General features: G+C 66.8%; 14 protein-coding genes, 1 rRNA gene and 2 pseudogenes. 14 read left to right on the top strand and 3 right to left on the bottom strand.

The annotated features are described in order from the left end of the window. Nucleotides 1-31 precede the first annotated feature (31 nt). Entirely contained in the window at nucleotides 32-997 is a 966-nt protein-coding gene (locus tag NMQ03_RS07665) for a quinone oxidoreductase (RefSeq protein ID WP_255175076.1), read from the bottom strand. A gap of 155 nt (nucleotides 998-1,152) precedes the next feature. Here NMQ03_RS07665 and argC point away from each other — a divergent pair, with 155 nt between their 5' ends. The 10 genes from argC (at nucleotide 1,153) to NMQ03_RS07715 (ending at nucleotide 11,202) form a co-directional block, all read left to right on the top strand. Then, nucleotides 1,153-2,184 carry an N-acetyl-gamma-glutamyl-phosphate reductase gene (argC, locus tag NMQ03_RS07670; protein WP_255175077.1) on the top strand — a complete coding sequence of 344 codons (1,032 nt, stop codon included), beginning with the start codon at nucleotides 1,153-1,155 and terminating at the stop codon, nucleotides 2,182-2,184. Next, nucleotides 2,181-3,347, top strand: coding sequence for a bifunctional glutamate N-acetyltransferase/amino-acid acetyltransferase ArgJ (gene argJ, locus NMQ03_RS07675; protein WP_255175078.1), 1,167 nt, complete (start codon nucleotides 2,181-2,183; stop codon nucleotides 3,345-3,347). The genes argC and argJ overlap by 4 nt, the downstream gene beginning before the upstream one ends. Nucleotides 3,348-3,401: 54 nt before the next feature. Further along, a complete protein-coding gene (gene argB, locus NMQ03_RS07680) occupies nucleotides 3,402-4,361 on the top strand; it encodes an acetylglutamate kinase (protein WP_255175079.1) in 960 nt (319 codons plus the stop codon). Next, nucleotides 4,358-5,611 carry an acetylornithine transaminase gene (locus tag NMQ03_RS07685; protein ID WP_255175080.1) on the top strand — a complete coding sequence of 418 codons (1,254 nt, stop codon included), beginning with the start codon at nucleotides 4,358-4,360 and terminating at the stop codon, nucleotides 5,609-5,611. The genes argB and NMQ03_RS07685 overlap by 4 nt, the downstream gene beginning before the upstream one ends. Next, entirely contained in the window at nucleotides 5,608-6,609 is a 1,002-nt protein-coding gene (gene argF / locus NMQ03_RS07690) for an ornithine carbamoyltransferase (RefSeq protein WP_255175081.1), read from the top strand. The genes NMQ03_RS07685 and argF overlap by 4 nt, the downstream gene beginning before the upstream one ends. Beyond that, on the top strand, nucleotides 6,609-7,139 hold the full coding sequence (locus NMQ03_RS07695; protein WP_159632296.1) for an arginine repressor: 531 nt from the start codon (nucleotides 6,609-6,611) through the stop codon (nucleotides 7,137-7,139). The genes argF and NMQ03_RS07695 overlap by 1 nt, the downstream gene beginning before the upstream one ends. Before the next feature lie 46 nt (nucleotides 7,140-7,185). Next, nucleotides 7,186-8,391, top strand: a complete 1,206-nt coding sequence (locus tag NMQ03_RS07700) for an argininosuccinate synthase (protein ID WP_056338239.1) — start codon at nucleotides 7,186-7,188, stop codon at nucleotides 8,389-8,391. Between the two features lie 5 nt (nucleotides 8,392-8,396). Continuing rightward, on the top strand, nucleotides 8,397-9,824 hold the full coding sequence (gene argH / locus NMQ03_RS07705; protein WP_255175082.1) for an argininosuccinate lyase: 1,428 nt from the start codon (nucleotides 8,397-8,399) through the stop codon (nucleotides 9,822-9,824). A 70-nt stretch (nucleotides 9,825-9,894) separates the two neighbouring features. After that, complete coding sequence (locus tag NMQ03_RS07710; protein ID WP_255175083.1) at nucleotides 9,895-10,443, top strand: pyridoxal 5'-phosphate synthase; 549 nt, start codon at nucleotides 9,895-9,897, stop codon at nucleotides 10,441-10,443. A 21-nt stretch (nucleotides 10,444-10,464) separates the two neighbouring features. Continuing rightward, nucleotides 10,465-11,202, top strand: a complete 738-nt coding sequence (locus NMQ03_RS07715; RefSeq protein ID WP_255175084.1) for a maleylpyruvate isomerase family mycothiol-dependent enzyme — start codon at nucleotides 10,465-10,467, stop codon at nucleotides 11,200-11,202. A gap of 89 nt (nucleotides 11,203-11,291) precedes the next feature. Here NMQ03_RS07715 and NMQ03_RS07720 read toward each other — a convergent pair whose 3' ends face one another. Then, nucleotides 11,292-11,786: a methylated-DNA--[protein]-cysteine S-methyltransferase gene (locus tag NMQ03_RS07720; RefSeq protein WP_255175085.1), complete on the bottom strand. Its 495-nt coding sequence runs from the start codon at nucleotides 11,784-11,786 to the stop codon at nucleotides 11,292-11,294. Further along, entirely contained in the window at nucleotides 11,783-13,261 is a 1,479-nt protein-coding gene (locus NMQ03_RS07725) for an AlkA N-terminal domain-containing protein (RefSeq protein ID WP_255175086.1), read from the bottom strand. The genes NMQ03_RS07720 and NMQ03_RS07725 overlap by 4 nt, the downstream gene beginning before the upstream one ends. 129 nt (nucleotides 13,262-13,390) lie before the next feature. Here NMQ03_RS07725 and NMQ03_RS07730 point away from each other — a divergent pair. The 4 genes and pseudogenes from NMQ03_RS07730 (at nucleotide 13,391) to NMQ03_RS07745 (ending at nucleotide 19,729) form a co-directional block, all read left to right on the top strand. Then, a pseudogene (locus NMQ03_RS07730) lies at nucleotides 13,391-14,079 on the top strand (DNA-3-methyladenine glycosylase). 51 nt (nucleotides 14,080-14,130) lie between these two features. Beyond that, nucleotides 14,131-16,356, top strand: a pseudogene (locus NMQ03_RS07735) (AAA family ATPase). Nucleotides 16,357-16,390: 34 nt separating this feature from the next. Then, complete coding sequence (gene tyrS, locus NMQ03_RS07740; protein WP_255175087.1) at nucleotides 16,391-17,704, top strand: tyrosine--tRNA ligase; 1,314 nt, start codon at nucleotides 16,391-16,393, stop codon at nucleotides 17,702-17,704. A 503-nt stretch (nucleotides 17,705-18,207) separates the two neighbouring features. After that, nucleotides 18,208-19,729, top strand: a 16S ribosomal RNA gene (locus tag NMQ03_RS07745). Nucleotides 19,730-19,898 lie beyond the last annotated feature (169 nt).

Genomic DNA, 19,898 nt, shown 5'->3' on the forward strand with positions numbered 1-19,898 from the left:
GGGACTGTCTTTGTTGGCTGGCGACCCTGCATCAGGGAACCAGGAGAACCTTCCCCGTGGTCTTGCGGCCCTCGAGGTCGCGGTGCGCCTGCCCGGCCTGGCCGAGCGGGTAGCGCGCCCCGATCCGGACCTTCAGGCTGCCGTCGGCCGCGGCGGCGAACACCTCGTCCGAGCGCCAGCGCCGCTCAACCGCGTCCCGCAGGTAGTGGCCCATGGTGGGGCGCGTCAGGAACAGGGAGCCGGCGGCGTTGAGGCGCTGCGGGTCAAACGGCGGGACGGGCCCGGAGGCCGCCCCGAACAGCACCAGCATCCCCCTGACACGCAAAGCGGACAACGAGCCGTCGAACGTATCCTTCCCCACGCCGTCGTAGACAACGTCCACGCCGGCTCCGCTGGTGATGTCCCTGACCCGCTCCGCGAAGCCGTCGTAGCGCAGCACGTGGTCCGCGCCGGCGTCGAGCGCAAGCTGTTCCTTTTCGTCGGTGGAGACGGTGGTGATGACTTCCGCGCCCCGTGCCTTGAGCAGCTGGATCAGCAGCAGCCCCACGCCGCCGGCGCCCGCGTGCAGCAGGACCTTGTGGCCGGGCTCCACCTTGAAGGTGGAATTCATCAGGTAGTGGGCGGTGACGCCCTGCAGGGGGAGCGCTGCTGCAGTGAAAACATCCAGGCCTTTCGGTACCGGCAGTGCGGCATCCTCATCCACCAGCGCGTAGTCCGCGTAGCAGCTGATGCCTTCAGCGGTAGCTACCCGGCTGCCCACGGCGAAGCCGGTCACGCCCTCGCCCACTGCCTCCACCGTGCCCGCGGCCTCCGAACCGGGAGTGAAGGGGTAGGAGACTTTGTACGTGCCGCTGCGCTTGTAGGTGTCGATGAAGTTGACGCCGGTCGCCCCGACCTTGACCAGCAGCTGCCCCGGGCCCGGAACGGGGGGCTCCGCCTCCGTGTACTCAAGGACTTCCGGTCCGCCTGCCTGCCGTGCGACGATTGCGTGCGTCATGGCTCTCCTTTCGCGGGTCCCGGCGTCTCCGGCCCCGGCTGCCGAAACCATCCTAGGGACACTCCCGTGCGGCACGACAAGTGCCGTGTTGCCCGGACGCGCTCGAATGCATAATTATCAGTACCAATGCATAACTATTGCTGTATAGTCGGAGCATGACTATTTCTGTTGCGGTTTCGGGAGCCAGCGGCTACGCCGGGGGAGAAGTCCTCCGCCTCCTTGCCGGGCACCCCGGTGTGACCATCGGCGCCATCACAGCCCACAGCAACGCCGGTTCCCGCCTCGGTGAACTGCAGCCCCACCTGCACGGGCTGGCCAGCCGCATCCTCGAGGACACCACGGTGGAAAACCTCTCCGGACACGACGTCGTGTTCCTCGCGCTGCCCCATGGTGCGTCCGCCGGGATCGCCGCCCAGCTGCCGGAAGGGACCGTGGTCATCGACGCCGGAGCCGACCACCGCCTCGAAGATCCCGCCGCCTGGGAAAAGTTCTACGGCTCCGCCCACGCCGACACCTGGCCCTACGGACTTCCCGAGCTCCCCGGCCAGCGCGAGGCCCTCAAGGGAGCCAAGCGCATCGCCGTTCCCGGCTGCTACCCAACGTCCGCCCTGCTGGCCCTGACCCCCGGATTCGCCGCGCACCTGCTGGAGCCCGACGACGTCGTGATCGTTTCCGCGTCCGGCACCTCAGGCGCGGGCAAGGCCGCCAAAGTCAACCTGATCGGTTCGGAGGTCATGGGCTCCATGAGCCCCTACGGCGTAGGCGGCGGCCACCGGCACACCCCTGAAATCGAGCAGGGCCTGTCCAACGCGGCGGGGGAGCAGGTCACCGTATCCTTCACGCCCACCCTTGCGCCGATGAGCCGCGGCATCCTCACCACCGCCACGGCCAAGGTCAAGGCCGGCACGACGGCCGCGGAGCTGCGCCTGGCCTGGGCCGAGGCGTACGAGGATGAGCCGTTCGTCCACCTGCTGCCGGAAGGCCAGTGGCCCACGACCAAATCGGTCCAGAGCTCCAACCATGCCGCCATGCAGCTGGCCTTCGACGCCCACACCGGCCGGGTCATCGTCACCTGCGTCATCGACAACCTCACCAAGGGCACTGCCGGCAGCGCCGTGCAGTCCATGAACATCGCACTCGGCCTGCCGGAAACCGCCGGCCTCAACCTGCAGGGAGTAGCCCCGTGACCATCACCGCACCCCAGGGATTCCGGGCCGCCGGCGTCACTGCCGGACTCAAGGCCTCCGGCAATCCGGACCTCGCCCTGGTCGTCAACGACGGCCCCTCCAAGGCCGCAGCCGCCGTGTTCACCAGCAACAGGGTGGCAGCAGCCCCCGTGCACTGGTCCCGCCAGGTGGTCTCCGACGGCCGGGTGGACGCCGTCATCCTCAACTCCGGCGGCGCCAACGCCTGCACCGGCCCCACCGGGTTCCAGAACACCCACAGCACAGCGGAAAAAGTGGCGAAGGTTCTGGGGATCTCGGCCACCGACGTCTTCGTTTGCTCCACAGGCCTGATCGGCGAGCAGCTGCCCATGGACAAGATCCTGCCGGGGGTGGAGGCTGCCGCGGCGGCGCTGAGCACGGACGGCGGCCCGGCCGCCGGCACCGCCATCATGACCACGGACAGCGTGCCTAAGTCGGCGCTCTTCATCGGCACCGACGCCGACGGCCAGGAGTTCAGCATTGGCGGCATAGCCAAGGGAGCCGGCATGCTGGCCCCGGGCCTGGCCACCATGCTTGTGGTGCTCACCACGGACGCCGACGTGCAGCCCGAAATGCTCGACGTCGTCCTCCGCGATGCCACCCGCGTCACCTTTGACCGCGCCGACTCGGACGGCTGCATGTCCACCAACGACACCGTGGTCCTGCTCGCCTCGGGAGCCTCCGGTGCGGTGCCCACAGCGGAAGCGTTTGGTGCCGGGCTGACGCAGGTCTGCGCCGAGCTGGCACGCAAACTGATCGCTGATGCCGAGGGCGCCAGCCACGACATCGCCATCCGGACCTTCAACGCGGCCAGTGAAGCCGACGCCGAGACGGTCAGCCGCTCCGTGGCCCGCTCCAACCTCTTCAAGGCCGCCATCTTCGGCAAGGACCCGAACTGGGGCCGGGTGCTCTCCGCCGTGGGCACCACCGACGCCGCTTTCGAGCCGGACAAACTCAACGTGGCCATGAACGGCATCCAGATCTGCCGGAACGGCAGCATCGGCGATGACCGCTCCCTGGTGGACCTTGAACCCCGCGAAGTGCTGGTGGAGATCGACCTGCAGGCAGGCGACGCCGAAGCCACCATTTGGACCAACGACCTCACCCACGACTACGTGCACGAAAACAGCGCCTACTCCAGCTAGGAGCCCCGGCCACGGCAAAACCGCCGGGCACAAGCCGCTGTGGAAAGTGACAACATGAACACCCAGACGCGTGAAACCACCAGCATGTCCGCTGCCCAGGACAAGGCAGAAACCCTGATCGAGGCACTGCCCTGGATCCAGCGGTTCGCCGGCACCACCATGGTGATCAAATACGGCGGCAACGCCATGGTCAATGACGAACTCCGGCGTGCCTTCGCCGAGGACATCGTCTTCCTCCACCACGTGGGCATCCACCCCGTGGTGGTGCACGGCGGCGGCCCGCAGATCAACTCCATGCTGGGCCGGCTGGGCATCGAATCCGAATTCAAGGGCGGCCTGCGGGTCACCACCCCTGAGGCGATGGACGTGGTCCGCATGGTCCTCACCGGCCAGGTGGGACGCGAACTGGTGGGCCTGATCAACTCCCACGGCCCGTACGCCGTCGGCATGTCCGGCGAAGACGGCGGGCTCCTCCGCGCCGTCCGCACCGGGACCGTGGTGGACGGCGAAGAAGTGGACCTCGGGCTGGTGGGCGAGGTGGTAGGCGTTGACCCCGCCGGCATCATGGACATCCTCGCCGCGGGCCGCATACCCGTGATTTCCACGGTGGCCCCGGAAATCGTCGACGGCGGTGAGGGCGTGCCGGGGACCGCACGGTTCCAGCCCACCGGCCAGGTCCTGAACGTCAATGCCGACACCGCGGCGGCCGCGGTCGCCTCGGCGCTTGGCGCTTCCAAGCTGGTGATCCTGACCGACGTTGAAGGCCTCTACGCCAACTGGCCGGACAAGTCCTCGCTGATTTCCTCGCTCACAGCGTCGGAGCTGCGGGCCATGCTGCCCCGCCTCGAGTCCGGGATGATCCCCAAGATGGCCGCGTGCCTCAAGGCCGTCGACGAAGGCGTGGAACAGGCACACATCGTGGACGGGCGCCTGCCCCACTCCATGCTTCTTGAAACATTTACGACGGCGGGCATCGGCACCCAGGTAGTCCCGGACGAGGAGATTTACGGATGAACACCGTGGAAAAATCATCAGTGAATGAGTTGGTGGAAACCACCGGCCACGCCGGCTCCGAGTGGCTGTCCCGCTACTCCAGCTCGCTGATGAACGTGTTCGGCACGCCGCAGCGGGTCCTGGTGCGCGGCGCCGGCTGCCTGGTCTGGGACGCCGACGGCAAGGAATACCTGGACCTCCTCGGCGGTATCGCCGTGAACGCCCTGGGCCACGCCCACCCGTTCGTGACGTCGGTGATTGCCAGCCAGCTGGCCACCCTGGGGCACGTCTCCAATTTCTTTACCAGCCCTACCCAGGTGGCGCTGGCTGAGAAACTCCTGGAACTGGCCCACGCGCCCGCCGGCTCCAAGGTGTTCTTCAGCAACTCCGGCACGGAGGCCAACGAGGCAGCGTTCAAGCTGGCGCGCCGCAACACCGGCGACGGACCGGTCAAGCGGACCAGGATCATTGCCCTCGAAGGGGCCTTCCACGGGCGGACCATGGGGGCCCTGGCGCTGACTGCCAAGGAAGCCTACCGTGCACCCTTCGAGCCGCTGCCCGGCGGCGTGGTGCACATCCCGTTCGGTGACATCGCCGCGCTGGAGGCAGCAGTGGACGACACCGTCGCCGCCGTGTTCCTGGAGCCCATCCAGGGCGAGGCAGGCGTCCGTCCGCTGCCGCCCGGATACCTGAAGGCGGCGCGGGAGGCCACCAGCAAAGTGGGCGCCCTGCTCATCCTGGACGAGGTCCAGACCGGCATCGGCCGGACCGGCAAATGGTTCGCCAGCGAGGACGCGGGCATCGTCCCCGACGCCATCACCCTGGCCAAGGGGCTGGGCGGGGGCTTCCCCATCGGCGCCCTGCTCACCTTTGGTGAGCAGACGTCGTCGTTGCTCTCCGCAGGCCAGCACGGCACCACCTTCGGCGGAAATCCCGTGGCGACCGCGGCGGCCCTGGCCACCCTCCACGCCCTGGAAAGCCAGAACGTGCTGGCCAACGCGGCGGCGGTGGGGGAGCACCTGCGCTCCGCGCTGGCGGCCATCCCCGGCGTCACCGAAGTCCGCGGCGAAGGACTGCTGATCGGCTTCGACCTGGACGCCGACGTCGCGCCGGCCGTGGTGCAGGCGGCCCTCGACGCCGGCTTCATCGTCAACAGCCCGGGTCCGCGCACCATCCGCCTGGCCCCGCCGCTGATCCTCACCACGGCACAGGCCGATGCCTTCCTCTCCGCTTTCCCGGCAATCCTCCAAGCAGCTAAGGACGCCCAGTGACAACCGCAACCCGGCACTTCCTCAAGGACACCGACCTCAGCCCCGCCGAGCAGGCGGAGGTGCTGGAACTTGCCGCCCGCATGAAGGCGGCCCCCTACAGCGTGCAGCCCTACGCCGCGGAAGGCAGCGGCCGCAAGACCGTGGCCGTGATTTTCGACAAGACCTCCACCCGGACCCGCGTGTCCTTCGCCACCGGCGTTGCCGACATGGGTGGCAACGCCTTGGTCATCAACCCGGGTGAAGCCCAGATCGGGCACAAGGAATCCGTGGAGGACACCGCCAAGGTCCTCGAACGCATGGTATCCACCATCGTGTGGCGCACCGGCGCGCACGCAGGCCTGGTGGCCATGGCGGAGAACTCCAGGGTCCCGGTCATCAACGCCCTGTGCGACGACTACCACCCGTGCCAGCTCCTTGCGGACCTGCTCGCCGTCAAGGAACACAAGGGCGAACTCAGTGGTCTCACCATGAGCTACTTGGGCGACGCCGCGAACAACATGGCCAACTCCTACCTGCTGGCCGGAGTCACGGCCGGAATGCACGTCCGGATCGCCGGGCCGGAGGGCTACCTGCCCGCGGAGGGCATCGTCGCGGCAGCCCAGGAGCGCGCGGCAGAAACCGGCGGCTCCGTGCTCATCACCACCGACGCCAAGGAAGCGCTGCAGGGCGCAGACGTCGTAGCCACCGACACCTGGGTGTCCATGGGCCAGGAGGCCGAAAAAGAAGCCCGGATGCAGCTGTTCCGGGACTACTCCGTGGACGCGGACGCCATGGCACTCGCCGCGGATGACGCCGTCGTGCTTCACTGCCTGCCCGCCTACCGCGGCTACGAAATTTCCGCCGACGTCATCGACGGCCCGCAGTCCATCGTCTGGGACGAAGCCGAAAACCGGCTGCACGCCCAGAAGGCGCTGATGGCCTGGCTGATGCACCGCTCAGGCCTTGCCTTCGTGGACGGACTTTCCCCCGTCGAGGGCACTGGGGAGAGCACGTTCTAGTGTCAGCCCAGCCGTCCTCCCCGGGCACCAGCCCCGCCACCAAGACCGCCCGGCAGGCGCGCATCACCGCCATCCTCACTGGGCAGTCCGTGCGTTCCCAGGCGGAGCTTGCGGCGCTGCTGGCGGACGACGGCGTCCAGGTCACCCAGGCCACGCTGTCCCGCGACCTCGTGGAACTGGGGGCCGTCCGGGTCCGCGGGAAGGAGGGCGTCCTGGTGTACGCCGTCCCCGGCGAGGGCGGCGAACGGGGCGCCAAGAGCGGTGTCACCCAGGAGATCCTGGATGCCCGGCTCGCCCGGCTGTGCAGCGAACTGCTGGTCACCGCCGAAGCGTCCGCCAACATCGCAGTGCTCCGGACGCCGCCCGGAGCTGCGAACTTCCTGGCCCTGGCCATCGACCACTCGGTGATGCCGTCCATCCTGGGCACCATCGCCGGTGACGATACCGTCCTGCTGGTCTCCCGCGACCCGCTGGGTGGCCCGGACCTCGCCGCCCGCTTCCTGCAACTGGCTGAGGAAGCCGGGCAATAAGCTTGAAGACAACGAATCAACCAACCCCCAACAAGGAGCATTTAAAGTGACTGAACGCATTGTGCTGGCCTACTCCGGCGGCCTGGACACGTCCGTCGCCATCGGCTGGATCGGTGAAGCCACCGGTGCCGAGGTCATCGCCGTGGCGGTCGACGTCGGACAGGGCGGCGAATCGCTGGAAACCATCCGCCAGCGCGCCCTGGGCTGCGGCGCCGTGGAGGCCTACGTGGCCGACGCGTCGGACGAGTTCGCCAACGAATACTGCGTCCCCACGCTGAAGGCCAACGCCCTGTACCAGGGCCACTACCCGTTGGTGTCCGCCATCTCCCGCCCGGTCATCGTCAAGCACCTGGTCAAGGCTGCCCGCGAATTCGGTGCCACCACCGTGGCGCACGGCTGCACCGGCAAGGGCAACGACCAGGTCCGCTTCGAAGTAGGCATCCAGACCCTCGGCCCGGACCTGAAGTGCATCGCACCGGTCCGCGACCTCGCCCTGACCCGCGACAAGGCCATCGCCTTCGCCGAGGAAAAGGGACTGCCGATCGAGACCACCAAGAAGAACCCGTACTCCATCGACCAGAACGTCTGGGGACGCGCCGTCGAAACCGGCTACCTCGAGGACATCTGGAACGCCCCCACCAAGGACATCTACGACTACACCGCCACCCCGGAGTTCCCGCCGGCACCGGATGAAGTCACCATCTCCTTTGAAGCCGGCGTGCCCGTTGCGATCGACGGCGTCAAGGTCACCCCGCTGCAGGCCATCAAGGAACTGAACCGCCGCGCCGGTGCACAGGGCGTCGGCCGCATCGACGTCGTCGAGGACCGCCTGGTGGGCATCAAGTCCCGCGAAATCTACGAAGCCCCCGGCGCCATGGCGCTGATCACCGCCCACAAGCACCTCGAGGACATCACCGTCGAGCGCGAGCAGGCCCGCTTCAAGGCCACCGTTGGCCAGCGCTGGGCCGAGCTGGTCTACGACGGCCAGTGGTTCTCCCCGCTGAAGCGCTCCCTGGATGCCTTCATCGAGGACACCCAGAAGTACGTCTCCGGCGACATCCGCATGACCCTGCACGGCGGCCAGGCCATCGTCAACGGCCGCCGCTCCGACACCTCGCTGTACGACTTCTCGCTGGCCACCTACGACACCGGTGACACCTTCGACCAGTCCCAGGCCAAGGGCTTCATCGAGCTGTGGGGCATGTCCGCCAAGGTTGCCTCCGGCCGCGACATCCGCGTCGCAGGGAAGTAGCCCGCGTGGCTGAGCAAAAAACGGAGGCAACCAACGCAGGTGCCCTGTGGGGCGGCCGGTTCGCCGGCGGCCCCGCGGACGCCCTCGCCGCGCTGAGCAAGTCCACGCATTTTGACTGGCGGCTGGCCCGCTACGACATTGCCGGTTCCAAGGCGCATGCCCGCGTGCTGCACAAAGCCGGCCTGCTGGACGACGCCGAGCTGGAAGGAATGCTCGCGGCCCTGACGCAGCTGGACGAGGACGTGGCGTCCGGCGCCTACCTGCCGGCGGAGTCCGATGAGGACGTGCACGGTTCGCTGGAACGTGGCCTGATCGAGCGCGCCGGTGCCCAGCTGGGTGGCAAGCTCCGTGCCGGCCGGTCCCGCAACGACCAGGTGGCAACCCTGGGCCGGATGTTCCTGCGCGACCACGCCCGGATCATCGCCCGCGGGGTCCTGGCCACCGTGGACGCGCTCGTGGCGCAGGCCAAGGCGCACCACGGTGTCGCCATGCCGGGCCGCACCCATCTGCAGCACGCCCAGCCGGTCCTGCTCAGCCACCACCTCCTGGCCCACGCCTGGGCCCTGCTGCGCGACGTGCAGCGGCTCCAGGACTGGGACAAGCGGGCCGGCGTTTCGCCCTACGGTTCCGGTGCACTGGCCGGCTCCTCGCTGGGCCTGGACCCGGAAGCAGTGGCTGCGGACCTCGGGTTCTTCTCCGCCGTGCACAACTCGATCGACGGCACCGCCTCCCGCGATGTCTTCGCCGAGTTCGCGTGGGTCTGCTCGATGATCGGCGTGGACCTGTCCCGGATCTCCGAGGAAGTCATCTTCTGGGCCACCAAGGAGTTCTCCTTCGTCACGCTGGATGATTCGTACTCCACGGGGTCCTCGATCATGCCGCAGAAGAAGAACCCGGATGTGGCCGAGCTTGCCCGCGGCAAGGCAGGGCGTTTGATCGGCAACCTCACCGGGCTGCTGGCCACGCTCAAGGGCCTGCCGCTGGCGTACAACCGCGACCTGCAGGAGGACAAGGAGCCGGTGTTCGACGCCGCCGACACCCTGGAGCTGCTGCTCCCGGCCGTGTCCGGCATGATCGCCACCCTGACGTTCAACACGGAACGGATGGAATCGCTCGCTCCGCAGGGATTCGCGCTGGCCACGGACATCGCCGAATGGCTGGTCCGCCAGGGCGTGCCGTTCCGCGAGGCCCACGAGCTGTCCGGTGCCGCCGTGAAGCAGGCCGAGTCCCGCGGCGTTGAGCTGTGGGACCTGACGGACGAAGAGTACGCCGCGATCTCGGAGCACCTTACCCCCGAGGTCCGGACCGTGCTGTCCACCGAGGGTTCGCTCAACAGCCGGAACTCCCAGGGCGGAACGGCGCCGGCCGCCGTCGAACGCCAGCTGGCCGCGCTGGAAAGCGAGCTTGCCGGCGTGCGGGAGTACGCCGGGTAGGAAACATTGTTGGCAGGGCCCCGGGGCATGTTCCCCCGGGGCCCTTGGCGTCTGTGGCTAGGCTGGGGCCATGAGCGAAACCTTCCGCAAGTTCCTTCGCACCCTGCCCGACTTCCCGTCCGACCTGCCCGGCTTCGACCCGGCCAACGCGCCGCAGGACCCGGCGTTGCTCTTCAAACAGTGGCTTGACGAGGCACTGGATGCGGGGGAGCAGCAGCCGCACGCCTTCAGCCTGGCCACGGTAGCTGCGGGGGACGGGGACGCCCCGCAGCCTTCTTCGCGGATGCTCATCCTGAAGAACATTGACGACGACGGCTGGCACTTCGCCACGTCCCGCACCTCCCGCAAGGGCCGCGAGCTGTCGGAGTCACCGCGCGCGGCGATGAACTTCTACTGGCCGGGCCTGGGCCGGCAGGTCCGCGTGGTGGGCACCGTGGTTGAGCTTTCCGCCGAAGCCTCCGCCGTCGACTGGCACGAGCGGCCCCGGGCCGACGGCAGCGACAACCCGGACTGGCAGCTCTACGCCCTCCAGCCGGTCGAAATCGAGTTCTGGCAGGCCAGCAACGACCGCCGGCACGTCCGCCACCGTGTCGGGCGGGACGGAAGCCCGCTGGACTGACTGCTCGGCTAGGCTGGCCGCATGACCTCACCTTCCCCTGCCGCCCTCCTCGCTGAACTGCACAAGGCCGCGGACGCGCTGACCGCTGCGGTGGACCGGATTCCAGCCGGCGGCGAAAGGGATCCGTCCACCCTTCCCGGCTGGAGCCGCGGCCATCTCCTGGCCCACATCGCCGGCATCTGCGGCGCGCTGGCCCGCCAGGTGGAATACGGGCGGTCGGGCAGGACGGTGGAGCTGTACGACGGCGGCGTGGACGGCCGCAACCGGGCCATCGAGCTTGCCGCCGGCCACAGCCTGGAGGAGCACCGGGAAGACGTAGCGGCCGCGGTGCAGCGGGCACTGGCGGCCTTCGAAGGGCTGGGGGAGGACGAATGGCAGACGCGCATCGCCTTCCGCGACGGCGTGATCTTCGACGCCGGTTTGGCGCTCTGGCGCGAGCTGGTCATCCACACCGCGGACCTGGACACCGGCGCGGGACCCGAGACCTGGAACAGGGCATTCTGCTCCCACCTCTTCGACTTCCTCGCCGCCCGCGTGCCGGCGGAAAGCCGGCTGGTCCTGCAGCCCGTGGCACTCCCGCCGCTGACCCTCGGAACCGGCGGCAGCACCGTCGTCGTCAGCGGGATGGTGACGGACATCGCCGCGTGGCTTTCAGGCCGGCAGCCGTCGCTGGACAGCCTGCGGGCCACTGCCGCCGGGGACGGCACCGATCTTCCCGGCCTGCTGCCCTGGCCGTCGGCCATGCCCGACCCGAAGTAGCCATTCGTTGCTCCATCACCTTTGGTCCCTAAACCGGGGTTTTAGGGACCACAAGTGATGGAGCAACCCAGGGGCAGGGGAGGGAGTGGTCAGGCGGCCTCGCGGGCCAGCAGGCTCTCCTTGACTCGCAGGCCCCAGCGGAAACCGCCCAATGAGCCGTCGGTCCGGATGACGCGGTGGCACGGCACGAACAGGGCAGCCGCGTTGAACGCGCAGGCACTGGCGGCGGCCCGCACGGCGCGCGGGTTGCCGGTCAGGGCGGCGTACTCCGAGTAGGTGACGGGTGAGCCCGGCTTGACCTGCCGCAGCACATCCCAGGCGTGGGCACGGAACGGTCCGGACTGCTGGCGGACCGGCACCGCCATGGCCGGGGCCGGGTCACCGGCATAGAAGGCCTCCACGGCGGATGAGATCCCGGCAAGATCCGTTACCTCTTCCACGGCGTCGGGCCGCAGCGCTGGATGGACCTGGCCGGTCAGTTCGGCCAGGCCGGCCGTCCAGCCGGACGCAAGGACCACGCCATCCTGGGCAAGGACAGTAAACGGACCGTCCGGCGTGGACAGCTGCAGCAGTTGGGCTTTCATGGCGTCCCTTTCGCGGGAATGGTGTTTCTTGTGGCGGGCCGGGCGGCAGCGCGCCAGAGATGCATGGTGGCGTAGGAGCGCCACGGGCTGGTCTCCCGGAAGTCCGGGCTCAGGTGGTTGGTTCCATTATCGAGGGCGCGGATCCCGTTCCGCACGGCGGCGTCGTTGGCAAGGAAAATGTCCGGGGCGCCCAGGACCCGCATGGCGACGTACCCCACCGTCCAGGGCCCGACGCCGGGGAGCGGCAAAAGTGCCGCGGTGAGGCTTGGGAGGTCGTCGCCGTAGCCGAAGTCCAGGCGGCCGCCGGTCATGGCCTCCGCAGCAAGCAGCAGCGACTCGGTCCGGCGCTTTGGTCCGCGAAGCAAGTGACCTGCAGCTGCGACTTCCGCCGGAGTGGGAAACAGGCGGTCCAGGCCGTCGCCGGGGGCACTGGCGGGACTGCCCGCCGCGGACAGCTGGGTCAAGGCTGTCCTGGCGGCCGCCACCGTGATCTGCTGGCCCACCATGGCCCGGATCAGCAGTTCCTGCGGATCCACCGCGCCCGGCAGGCGCATCCCCGGTGCGGCGGCAACGGAGCCGACAAGCCTGGGATCGGCGGCGAGCGTGCCGTCGATCGCCTCCGGGTCCGCATCCAGGTCGAACAACCGGCGGACGCGGCTGAGCAGCGCCGGAAGGTCGCGAAGGTCCACCGCGCCGATGGTGAGGGTCAACGGCCGTTCCCGGGCCCCGTCGTCGTACTCCACCCTGAAGCGCGCGTCGCCGTGGGGGAGCCGCAGCGTCCGGGCATAGGAAGTGGGTGTGCCGTCCTCGACTCCGGGGATGGCGCGGACCGCCAGGAAGGAGAAGATGCCCGGATCGAAAGGCGGCCGGTAGGGCAGGCCCAGGGTCAGGGCTGTGGCGCCGGTGACGGGCGCAGAATGGCGGACGGTCCTCCTGAGCGCCGTGGGCGTCATATCGAACACCTCGGCGATGGTCTCGTTGAACTGCCTGACGCTGCTGAAGCCTGCCGCAAAGGCGACGTCGGCGAGTTTCATCGATGTTGAAACCAGCAGGGTGCGGGCCGTCTGGGCCCTGGCGGCGCGGGCCAATGACAGGGGACCGGCGCCAAGCTCCTGGCCGAGGATCCGGTTCAGCTGGCGCGGCGAATACCCCAGCCGGGCGGCCAGGCCCGCCACGCCGTCGCGGTTGATCACGCCATCGTTGATCAGGCGCATCGCGCGCCCCGCGATGTCCTGCCGCACGTTCCAGGCCGGGGTGCCTGGGACCGCCTCCGGCAGGCAGCGCTTGCAGGCGCGGTAGCCTGCCTCGTGCGCTGCGGCGGACGTCTCGTAGAACGTGACGTTGGATGCCTTGGGGGTCCGGGCGGGGCAGGAGGGCCGGCAGTAGATCCCGGTGGTGCGGACGGCCGTGAAGAACTGGCCGTCGAACCGGGTATCACGGGCATCGATTGCCCGGTAGCGCTGCCAGAAGTCCATGCCTCCATCCTGCCAGCCGCCGGTCACTGCTTCTAGCGGAAATCGGACATGGCCGTGGTCGCACAGAACCACCCCGAACCCCTTTTCCGGTGGCGGATGAAACCTGCGGGATCTGGGTAAGGTCACGTCATGAACCAAAGCGCTGGGGCAATGGCACTGCTTCGGGAATTCCTGTCCGCGGACGCCCGGGAACTCGCACCAAAGCTGCTCGGTGCCGTGCTGACCCATGAGTCCCGCGACGGTGCCGTCTCCGTCCGGCTCACCGAGTTGGAGGCCTATATGGGCCCCGAGGACTCCCTGCACCCCGACCCCGGCTCCCACACCTGCCGCGGCCCCACGCCCCGCAACGCCCCCATGTTCGGCCCCGCCGGTCACCTCTACGTCTACTTCACTTATGGAATGCACCACTGCACCAACATCGTGTGCGGTCCGGCCGGCGTCGCGTCCGCCCTGCTGCTCCGGGCAGGGGAAGTGGTGGACGGGCTGGAGCTGGCCCGGCTGCGCCGTCCGACGTCCAAAACTCCTGCGGACCTTGCCAGCGGGCCGGCACGCCTTGCCAAAGCGCTGGGATTGACGACGGCGGACAGCGGCCGGGATGCGCTGGCTCCGCCGTTCCGGCTGGAACTTCCGTCCGCTCCCGCCGGCGCGGTCAGTTCCGGTCCCCGGGTGGGGGTGGTAGCGCCGGAGGCACTGACGAATACGCCTGGCGGTACTGGCTCACCGGCGACCCCACCGTGTCCAGATACAAGGCAGCGAAGCCGCGGACCCGGAAGCAGGCAGCGGAACACCGGCCGGATGCAACGTTTCACCTGCGTTAACGGAAATGGTTGTAGAATGGACGGTCTGTCTTTTGCGATAGGGGAACGTTAATGCTTGACGCCGAATTGGCCCACGAACGGGAGTACGTAGCCGGTCTGTACGCCCGGCTGGAGGAACTCCGGGAGGAAAAGCGCCGCCAGCTGGCGCAGGTCCGTCGTGCCGGAGCCGTGGGCACCATGCAGAACGTTTCGGAGCGGGACGCTTTCGCCGCACTGTATGAGGACCGCCTGGCGCAGCTGGACGCCGTGGATGACCGGCTGGTTTTTGGCCGCCTGGACCTGGACTCCGGCGAAGCGCAGTACATCGGCCGCATTGGCCTCACCACCGAGGACCTGCAGCGTCTCATGGTGGACTGGCGCGCCCCCGAGGCCGGGCACTTCTACCAGGCCACGGCCTTTGACCGGCAGGGCGTCCGCCGCCGCCGGCACCTGATCCTGCAGGGACGCGAGGTCAAGGCCATCGAGGACGATGTCCTGGACGCCGGGATGCTCACGGACGACGAGTCGCTCCAGGGCGAAGGTGCCCTGCTGGCTGCCCTGAACTCCAAGCGGACCGGCCGCATGTCGGACATCGTCAGCACCATCCAGTCGGAGCAGGACCGGATCATCCGCTCCTCCATCTCCGGCGCCGTCGTGGTCCAGGGCGGCCCCGGCACGGGCAAGACCGCCGTGGCCCTGCACCGCGCCGCCTACCTGCTCTATACCCACCGTGACCGCCTCAAAAGTGCCGGCGTGCTGCTGGTGGGGCCGTCGTCGTCGTTCATGAAATACATCGAACGCGTGCTGCCCTCGCTGGGCGAGACCGGCGTGGTCATGGCCAGCCTTGGCCGCCTGATGCCCGGCATCCACGCCGTCCCGGAAACAGATGCTGACGTCGCCGCCATCAAGGGGCGCCTGGACATGGCCGCCATAGTGGCCAACGCCGTTTCCAACCGCATGCGCGTCCCCGCCCAGAACCGGATCCTCGAAGTGGACGGCCGCAAGCTCACCCTCACGCCCCGGCAGGTGCGCCGCGCGCGCGAACGTGCCCGCGCCACCGGCAAGCCGTACAACGAGGCCCGCGTGACGTTTGTGAAGATCCTGCTGCGCGAACTGACGGAACAGATGACCGAACTCGTCGAAGCCGGAAACATCGGCAACAACGCGGACCGCTCGTACCTTGCCGAGGACGTCCGGACCGCCCGCGACGTCCGGATCGCCCTGAACCTGTGCTGGATGCCCATGACGCCGGAGAAGCTGATTTCCGACCTCTTCAGCAGGCCGGAGGTGCTGGAATTCTGCACCCCGAACCTGACCCCGGCCGAGCGGGCGCTGCTGCAGCGCCCGGCCGATGCGCCGTGGACCGAGTCCGACGTCCCGCTCCTGGATGAGGCCGCCGAGCTGCTCGGTGAGCTGGACCCGGCGGCAGGCCGCGGATTGGCCCAGCAGGAGCACGACCGTGCCCGGGACCTCGCCAACGCAAAGCAGACCCTGGTCAACATGGAGGCCGCCGGCGTCGATCCATTGATGTCCGCTGAAGAACTGGCGGAGCAGAACCGGGAGCAGGAGGCCCGGCAGACGGCGGCCGAACGCGCAACGAGCGACCGCACGTGGGCCTTCGGGCACATCGTGGTGGATGAGGCCCAGGAACTTTCGCCCATGCAGTGGCGTCTGCTGGTGCGCCGCTGCCCGCTGAAGTCCTTCACCATCGTGGGCGATATTGCCCAGACCAGTTCCGTTGCCGGGGCCAATTCCTGGCAGGGGGCGCTGGCCCCGATGTTCGGCGACCGCTGGCAGCTGGAGGAGCTGACCGTCAACTACCGCACCCCGTCCCAGATCGCCGAGGCTGCCGTCAGGATGGCCAACGCCGCGGGCCTGGTGGTCTCCGCACCCAAGGCTGTCCGGGAGGGCCGCTGGGCCCCCATCATCGACGAAGTGTCCGCGGCGGCATCGTGGACCGGCTGGTGGAGGTCCTTCCGGAGGAGCTTGCGGCGCTCGACGGCGGCCTGCTCGCCGTGATTGCCGACGGTGACCTCCTGCCCCAGGCAACGGCGGCCCTCCGCGCCGTATACGGCCGCAGGATCGGCTCCGGGGCGCAGCTATGAGCAGGACATCGTGGTCATCAGCCCGCGTGAGGCAAAGGGCCTGGAGTTCGACGGCGTCGTGGTCCTGGAACCGTCCGTGATGCTCAACCACGAGCACGGCAAAGTGGGGGACCTCTACGTGGCCATGACCCGCGCCACGCAACGGCTGCGGCTGATTGCGGCGCAACCCGTGCCCGCCGGTATTGCCGGCTGACGGGGCCGTCGGCGTTACTGCTAACTTAGGAAGCGTGCCAGAACTGAACAACCTCGAACCGCAGCGCAACGACCCCACTTTCGCCAACATTTGGCAGGAACTGAAGTGGCGTGGGCTGGTCCATGTCTCCACCGATGAAGCGGAGCTCGAAAAGCTCCTCGCCAACGGGCCGGTCACGTACTATTGCGGCTTCGACCCCACCGCGCCGAGCCTGCACCTGGGCAACCTGGTCCAGCTCCTGGTCATGCGGCGGCTTCAGCTTGCAGGGCACAGGCCGCTCGGCCTGGTGGGTGGGTCCACCGGCATGATCGGGGACCCGCGTCCGACGGCGGAACGCACCTTGAACACCAAGGACACGGTGGCGGAGTGGGTTGGCTACCTCCAGGCTCAGGTGCAGCGCTTCCTCAGCTTCGAGGGGGACAACGCTGCCAGGATGGTGAACAACCTGGACTGGACGGCGCCGCTGAGCGCCATCGACTTCCTGCGCGAAGTGGGCAAGCACTTCCGCGTGGGCACCATGCTGCGCAAGGACGCCGTGGCATCCCGGCTGAACTCGGATGAAGGCATCAGCTACACCGAGTTCAGCTACCAGATCCTGCAGGGCATGGACTACCTGCAGCTTTACCGCGACTACGGCTGCGTCCTGCAGACCGGCGGCTCGGACCAGTGGGGCAACCTCACCAGCGGCACGGAACTGATCCGGAAGGTGGAGGGCAAGAGCGTCCACGCGCTGGGGACCCCGCTCATCACCAACTCTGACGGAACCAAGTTCGGCAAGAGCGAGGGCAACGCCATCTGGCTCGATGCCGGCATGTGCAGCCCGTATGCGTTCTACCAGTTCTGGCTCAACACTGCGGACGCGGACGTGGTGGACCGGCTCAAGGTGTTCACGTTCCTGACCCGCGCCGAGATCGAAGAGATTGCCGTTTCAGTGGCGGAACGTCCGTTCGCGCGGGAGGGGCAGCGGAAGCTTGCCTTTGAAGTGACCTCATTGGTGCACGGCGTTGACGCCACCGAAAAGGTCATCGCAGCTTCGGCGGCGCTCTTTGGCAACGGTGATTTGGCTGCCCTGGATAAGGCAACCCTGCAGGCTGCAACCTCCGAACTTCCTTCCACCACGGTGCAGGTGGATGAGATGGGGATTGTGGACCTGCTGGTGGCGTCCGGTCTTTCCGAAAGCAAGTCCGCCGCGCGCCGGACCGTGGGTGAAGGCGGAGCCTACGTGAACAACGAGAAAGTCTCGGATCCTGAAGCTGTGATCTCCGAGTCGGAGCTCCTGCATGGCCAGTACCTGCTCCTGCGCAGGGGCAAGAAGAACCTTGCCACCGTGGAGGTACTCGTCCCGTAACCCCGGGAGCGCAACCTACCACCTGCACGCCCCTCAGCGGCCGATTTGCGCGGCCGCGGAGGGGCGTGTATTGTTTTCTGAGTCGCCGCCGCTGAGTGGTGACAAACCCCCAACTGATATTGAGAAGCGATTCTCGGCCATGCGGTGCATGGAACGAAGAATGCTTCTCATTCTGCTGGGCGGATTCATTCCCCTGAGTGAATTCCGGGAAAACAACCGGATTTGCAAAAGCGAATATGAATGAAATAAGATAAAAACATCGCAGCGAAGAAATACGGAAAAGAAATCCTCTTTTGAATTTGTTCCGGGAATATTCGAATGTGTCTGTTGTTTGAGAACTCAATAGTGTGCCAAGTTTGTTGATACCGATTATGTATGTAATTGGTTGAATTTGCCGAATCGTGCCGCCCCTGTGGTGTGGTTTGGTGTTTTTAGCTGGTTTCAAATTTTGTGCAGCCTTTGTCGCCGTTATTTCCGGTGGTTTTGGTTGTGTCTGTTTGTTTTCAACGGAGAGTTTGATCCTGGCTCAGGATGAACGCTGGCGGCGTGCTTAACACATGCAAGTCGAACGATGATGCCAGCTTGCTGGTGGATTAGTGGCGAACGGGTGAGTAACACGTGAGTAACCTGCCCTTGACTCTGGGATAAGCCTGGGAAACTGGGTCTAATACCGGATATGACTGATCATCGCATGGTGGTTGGTGGAAAGCTTTTGTGGTTTTGGATGGACTCGCGGCCTATCAGCTTGTTGGTGGGGTAATGGCCTACCAAGGCGACGACGGGTAGCCGGTCTGAGAGGGTGACCGGCCACACTGGGACTGAGACACGGCCCAGACTCCTACGGGAGGCAGCAGTGGGGAATATTGCACAATGGGCGCAAGCCTGATGCAGCGACGCCGCGTGAGGGATGACGGCCTTCGGGTTGTAAACCTCTTTCAGTAGGGAAGAAGCGAAAGTGACGGTACCTGCAGAAGAAGCGCTTACTAACTACGTGCCAGCAGCCGCGGTAATACGTAGGGCGCAAGCGTTATCCGGAATTATTGGGCGTAAAGAGCTCGTAGGCGGTTTGTCGCGTCTGCCGTGAAAGTCCGGGGCTCAACTCCGGATCTGCGGTGGGTACGGGCAGACTAGAGTGATGTAGGGGAGACTGGAATTCCTGGTGTAGCGGTGAAATGCGCAGATATCAGGAGGAACACCGATGGCGAAGGCAGGTCTCTGGGCATTAACTGACGCTGAGGAGCGAAAGCATGGGGAGCGAACAGGATTAGATACCCTGGTAGTCCATGCCGTAAACGTTGGGCACTAGGTGTGGGGGACATTCCACGTTTTCCGCGCCGTAGCTAACGCATTAAGTGCCCCGCCTGGGGAGTACGGCCGCAAGGCTAAAACTCAAAGGAATTGACGGGGGCCCGCACAAGCGGCGGAGCATGCGGATTAATTCGATGCAACGCGAAGAACCTTACCAAGGCTTGACATGAACCGGAAAGACCTGGAAACAGGTCCCCCACTTGTGGTCGGTTTACAGGTGGTGCATGGTTGTCGTCAGCTCGTGTCGTGAGATGTTGGGTTAAGTCCCGCAACGAGCGCAACCCTCGTTCTATGTTGCCAGCACGTGATGGTGGGGACTCATAGGAGACTGCCGGGGTCAACTCGGAGGAAGGTGGGGACGACGTCAAATCATCATGCCCCTTATGTCTTGGGCTTCACGCATGCTACAATGGCCGGTACAAAGGGTTGCGATACTGTGAGGTGGAGCTAATCCCAAAAAGCCGGTCTCAGTTCGGATTGGGGTCTGCAACTCGACCCCATGAAGTCGGAGTCGCTAGTAATCGCAGATCAGCAACGCTGCGGTGAATACGTTCCCGGGCCTTGTACACACCGCCCGTCAAGTCACGAAAGTTGGTAACACCCGAAGCCGGTGGCCTAACCCCTTGTGGGAGGGAGCTGTCGAAGGTGGGACTGGCGATTGGGACTAAGTCGTAACAAGGTAGCCGTACCGGAAGGTGCGGCTGGATCACCTCCTTTCTAAGGAGCGCCTACAGCTACCGGCCTGGATGTATGTCCGGGTGTGGGGGTTGTCAGGAAGCAAGCCCGTTGCGCAGGCGATTGTCCTGCGGCGGGTGCTCATGGGTGGAATATCAACAAATAGCGGCCGTTGTGTTGTCGTGTCCTTCTCTAGTACGAATCCCACCTG

The organism is Arthrobacter sp. DNA4 (assembly GCF_024362385.1).
Taxonomy (GTDB): domain Bacteria; phylum Actinomycetota; class Actinomycetes; order Actinomycetales; family Micrococcaceae; genus Arthrobacter.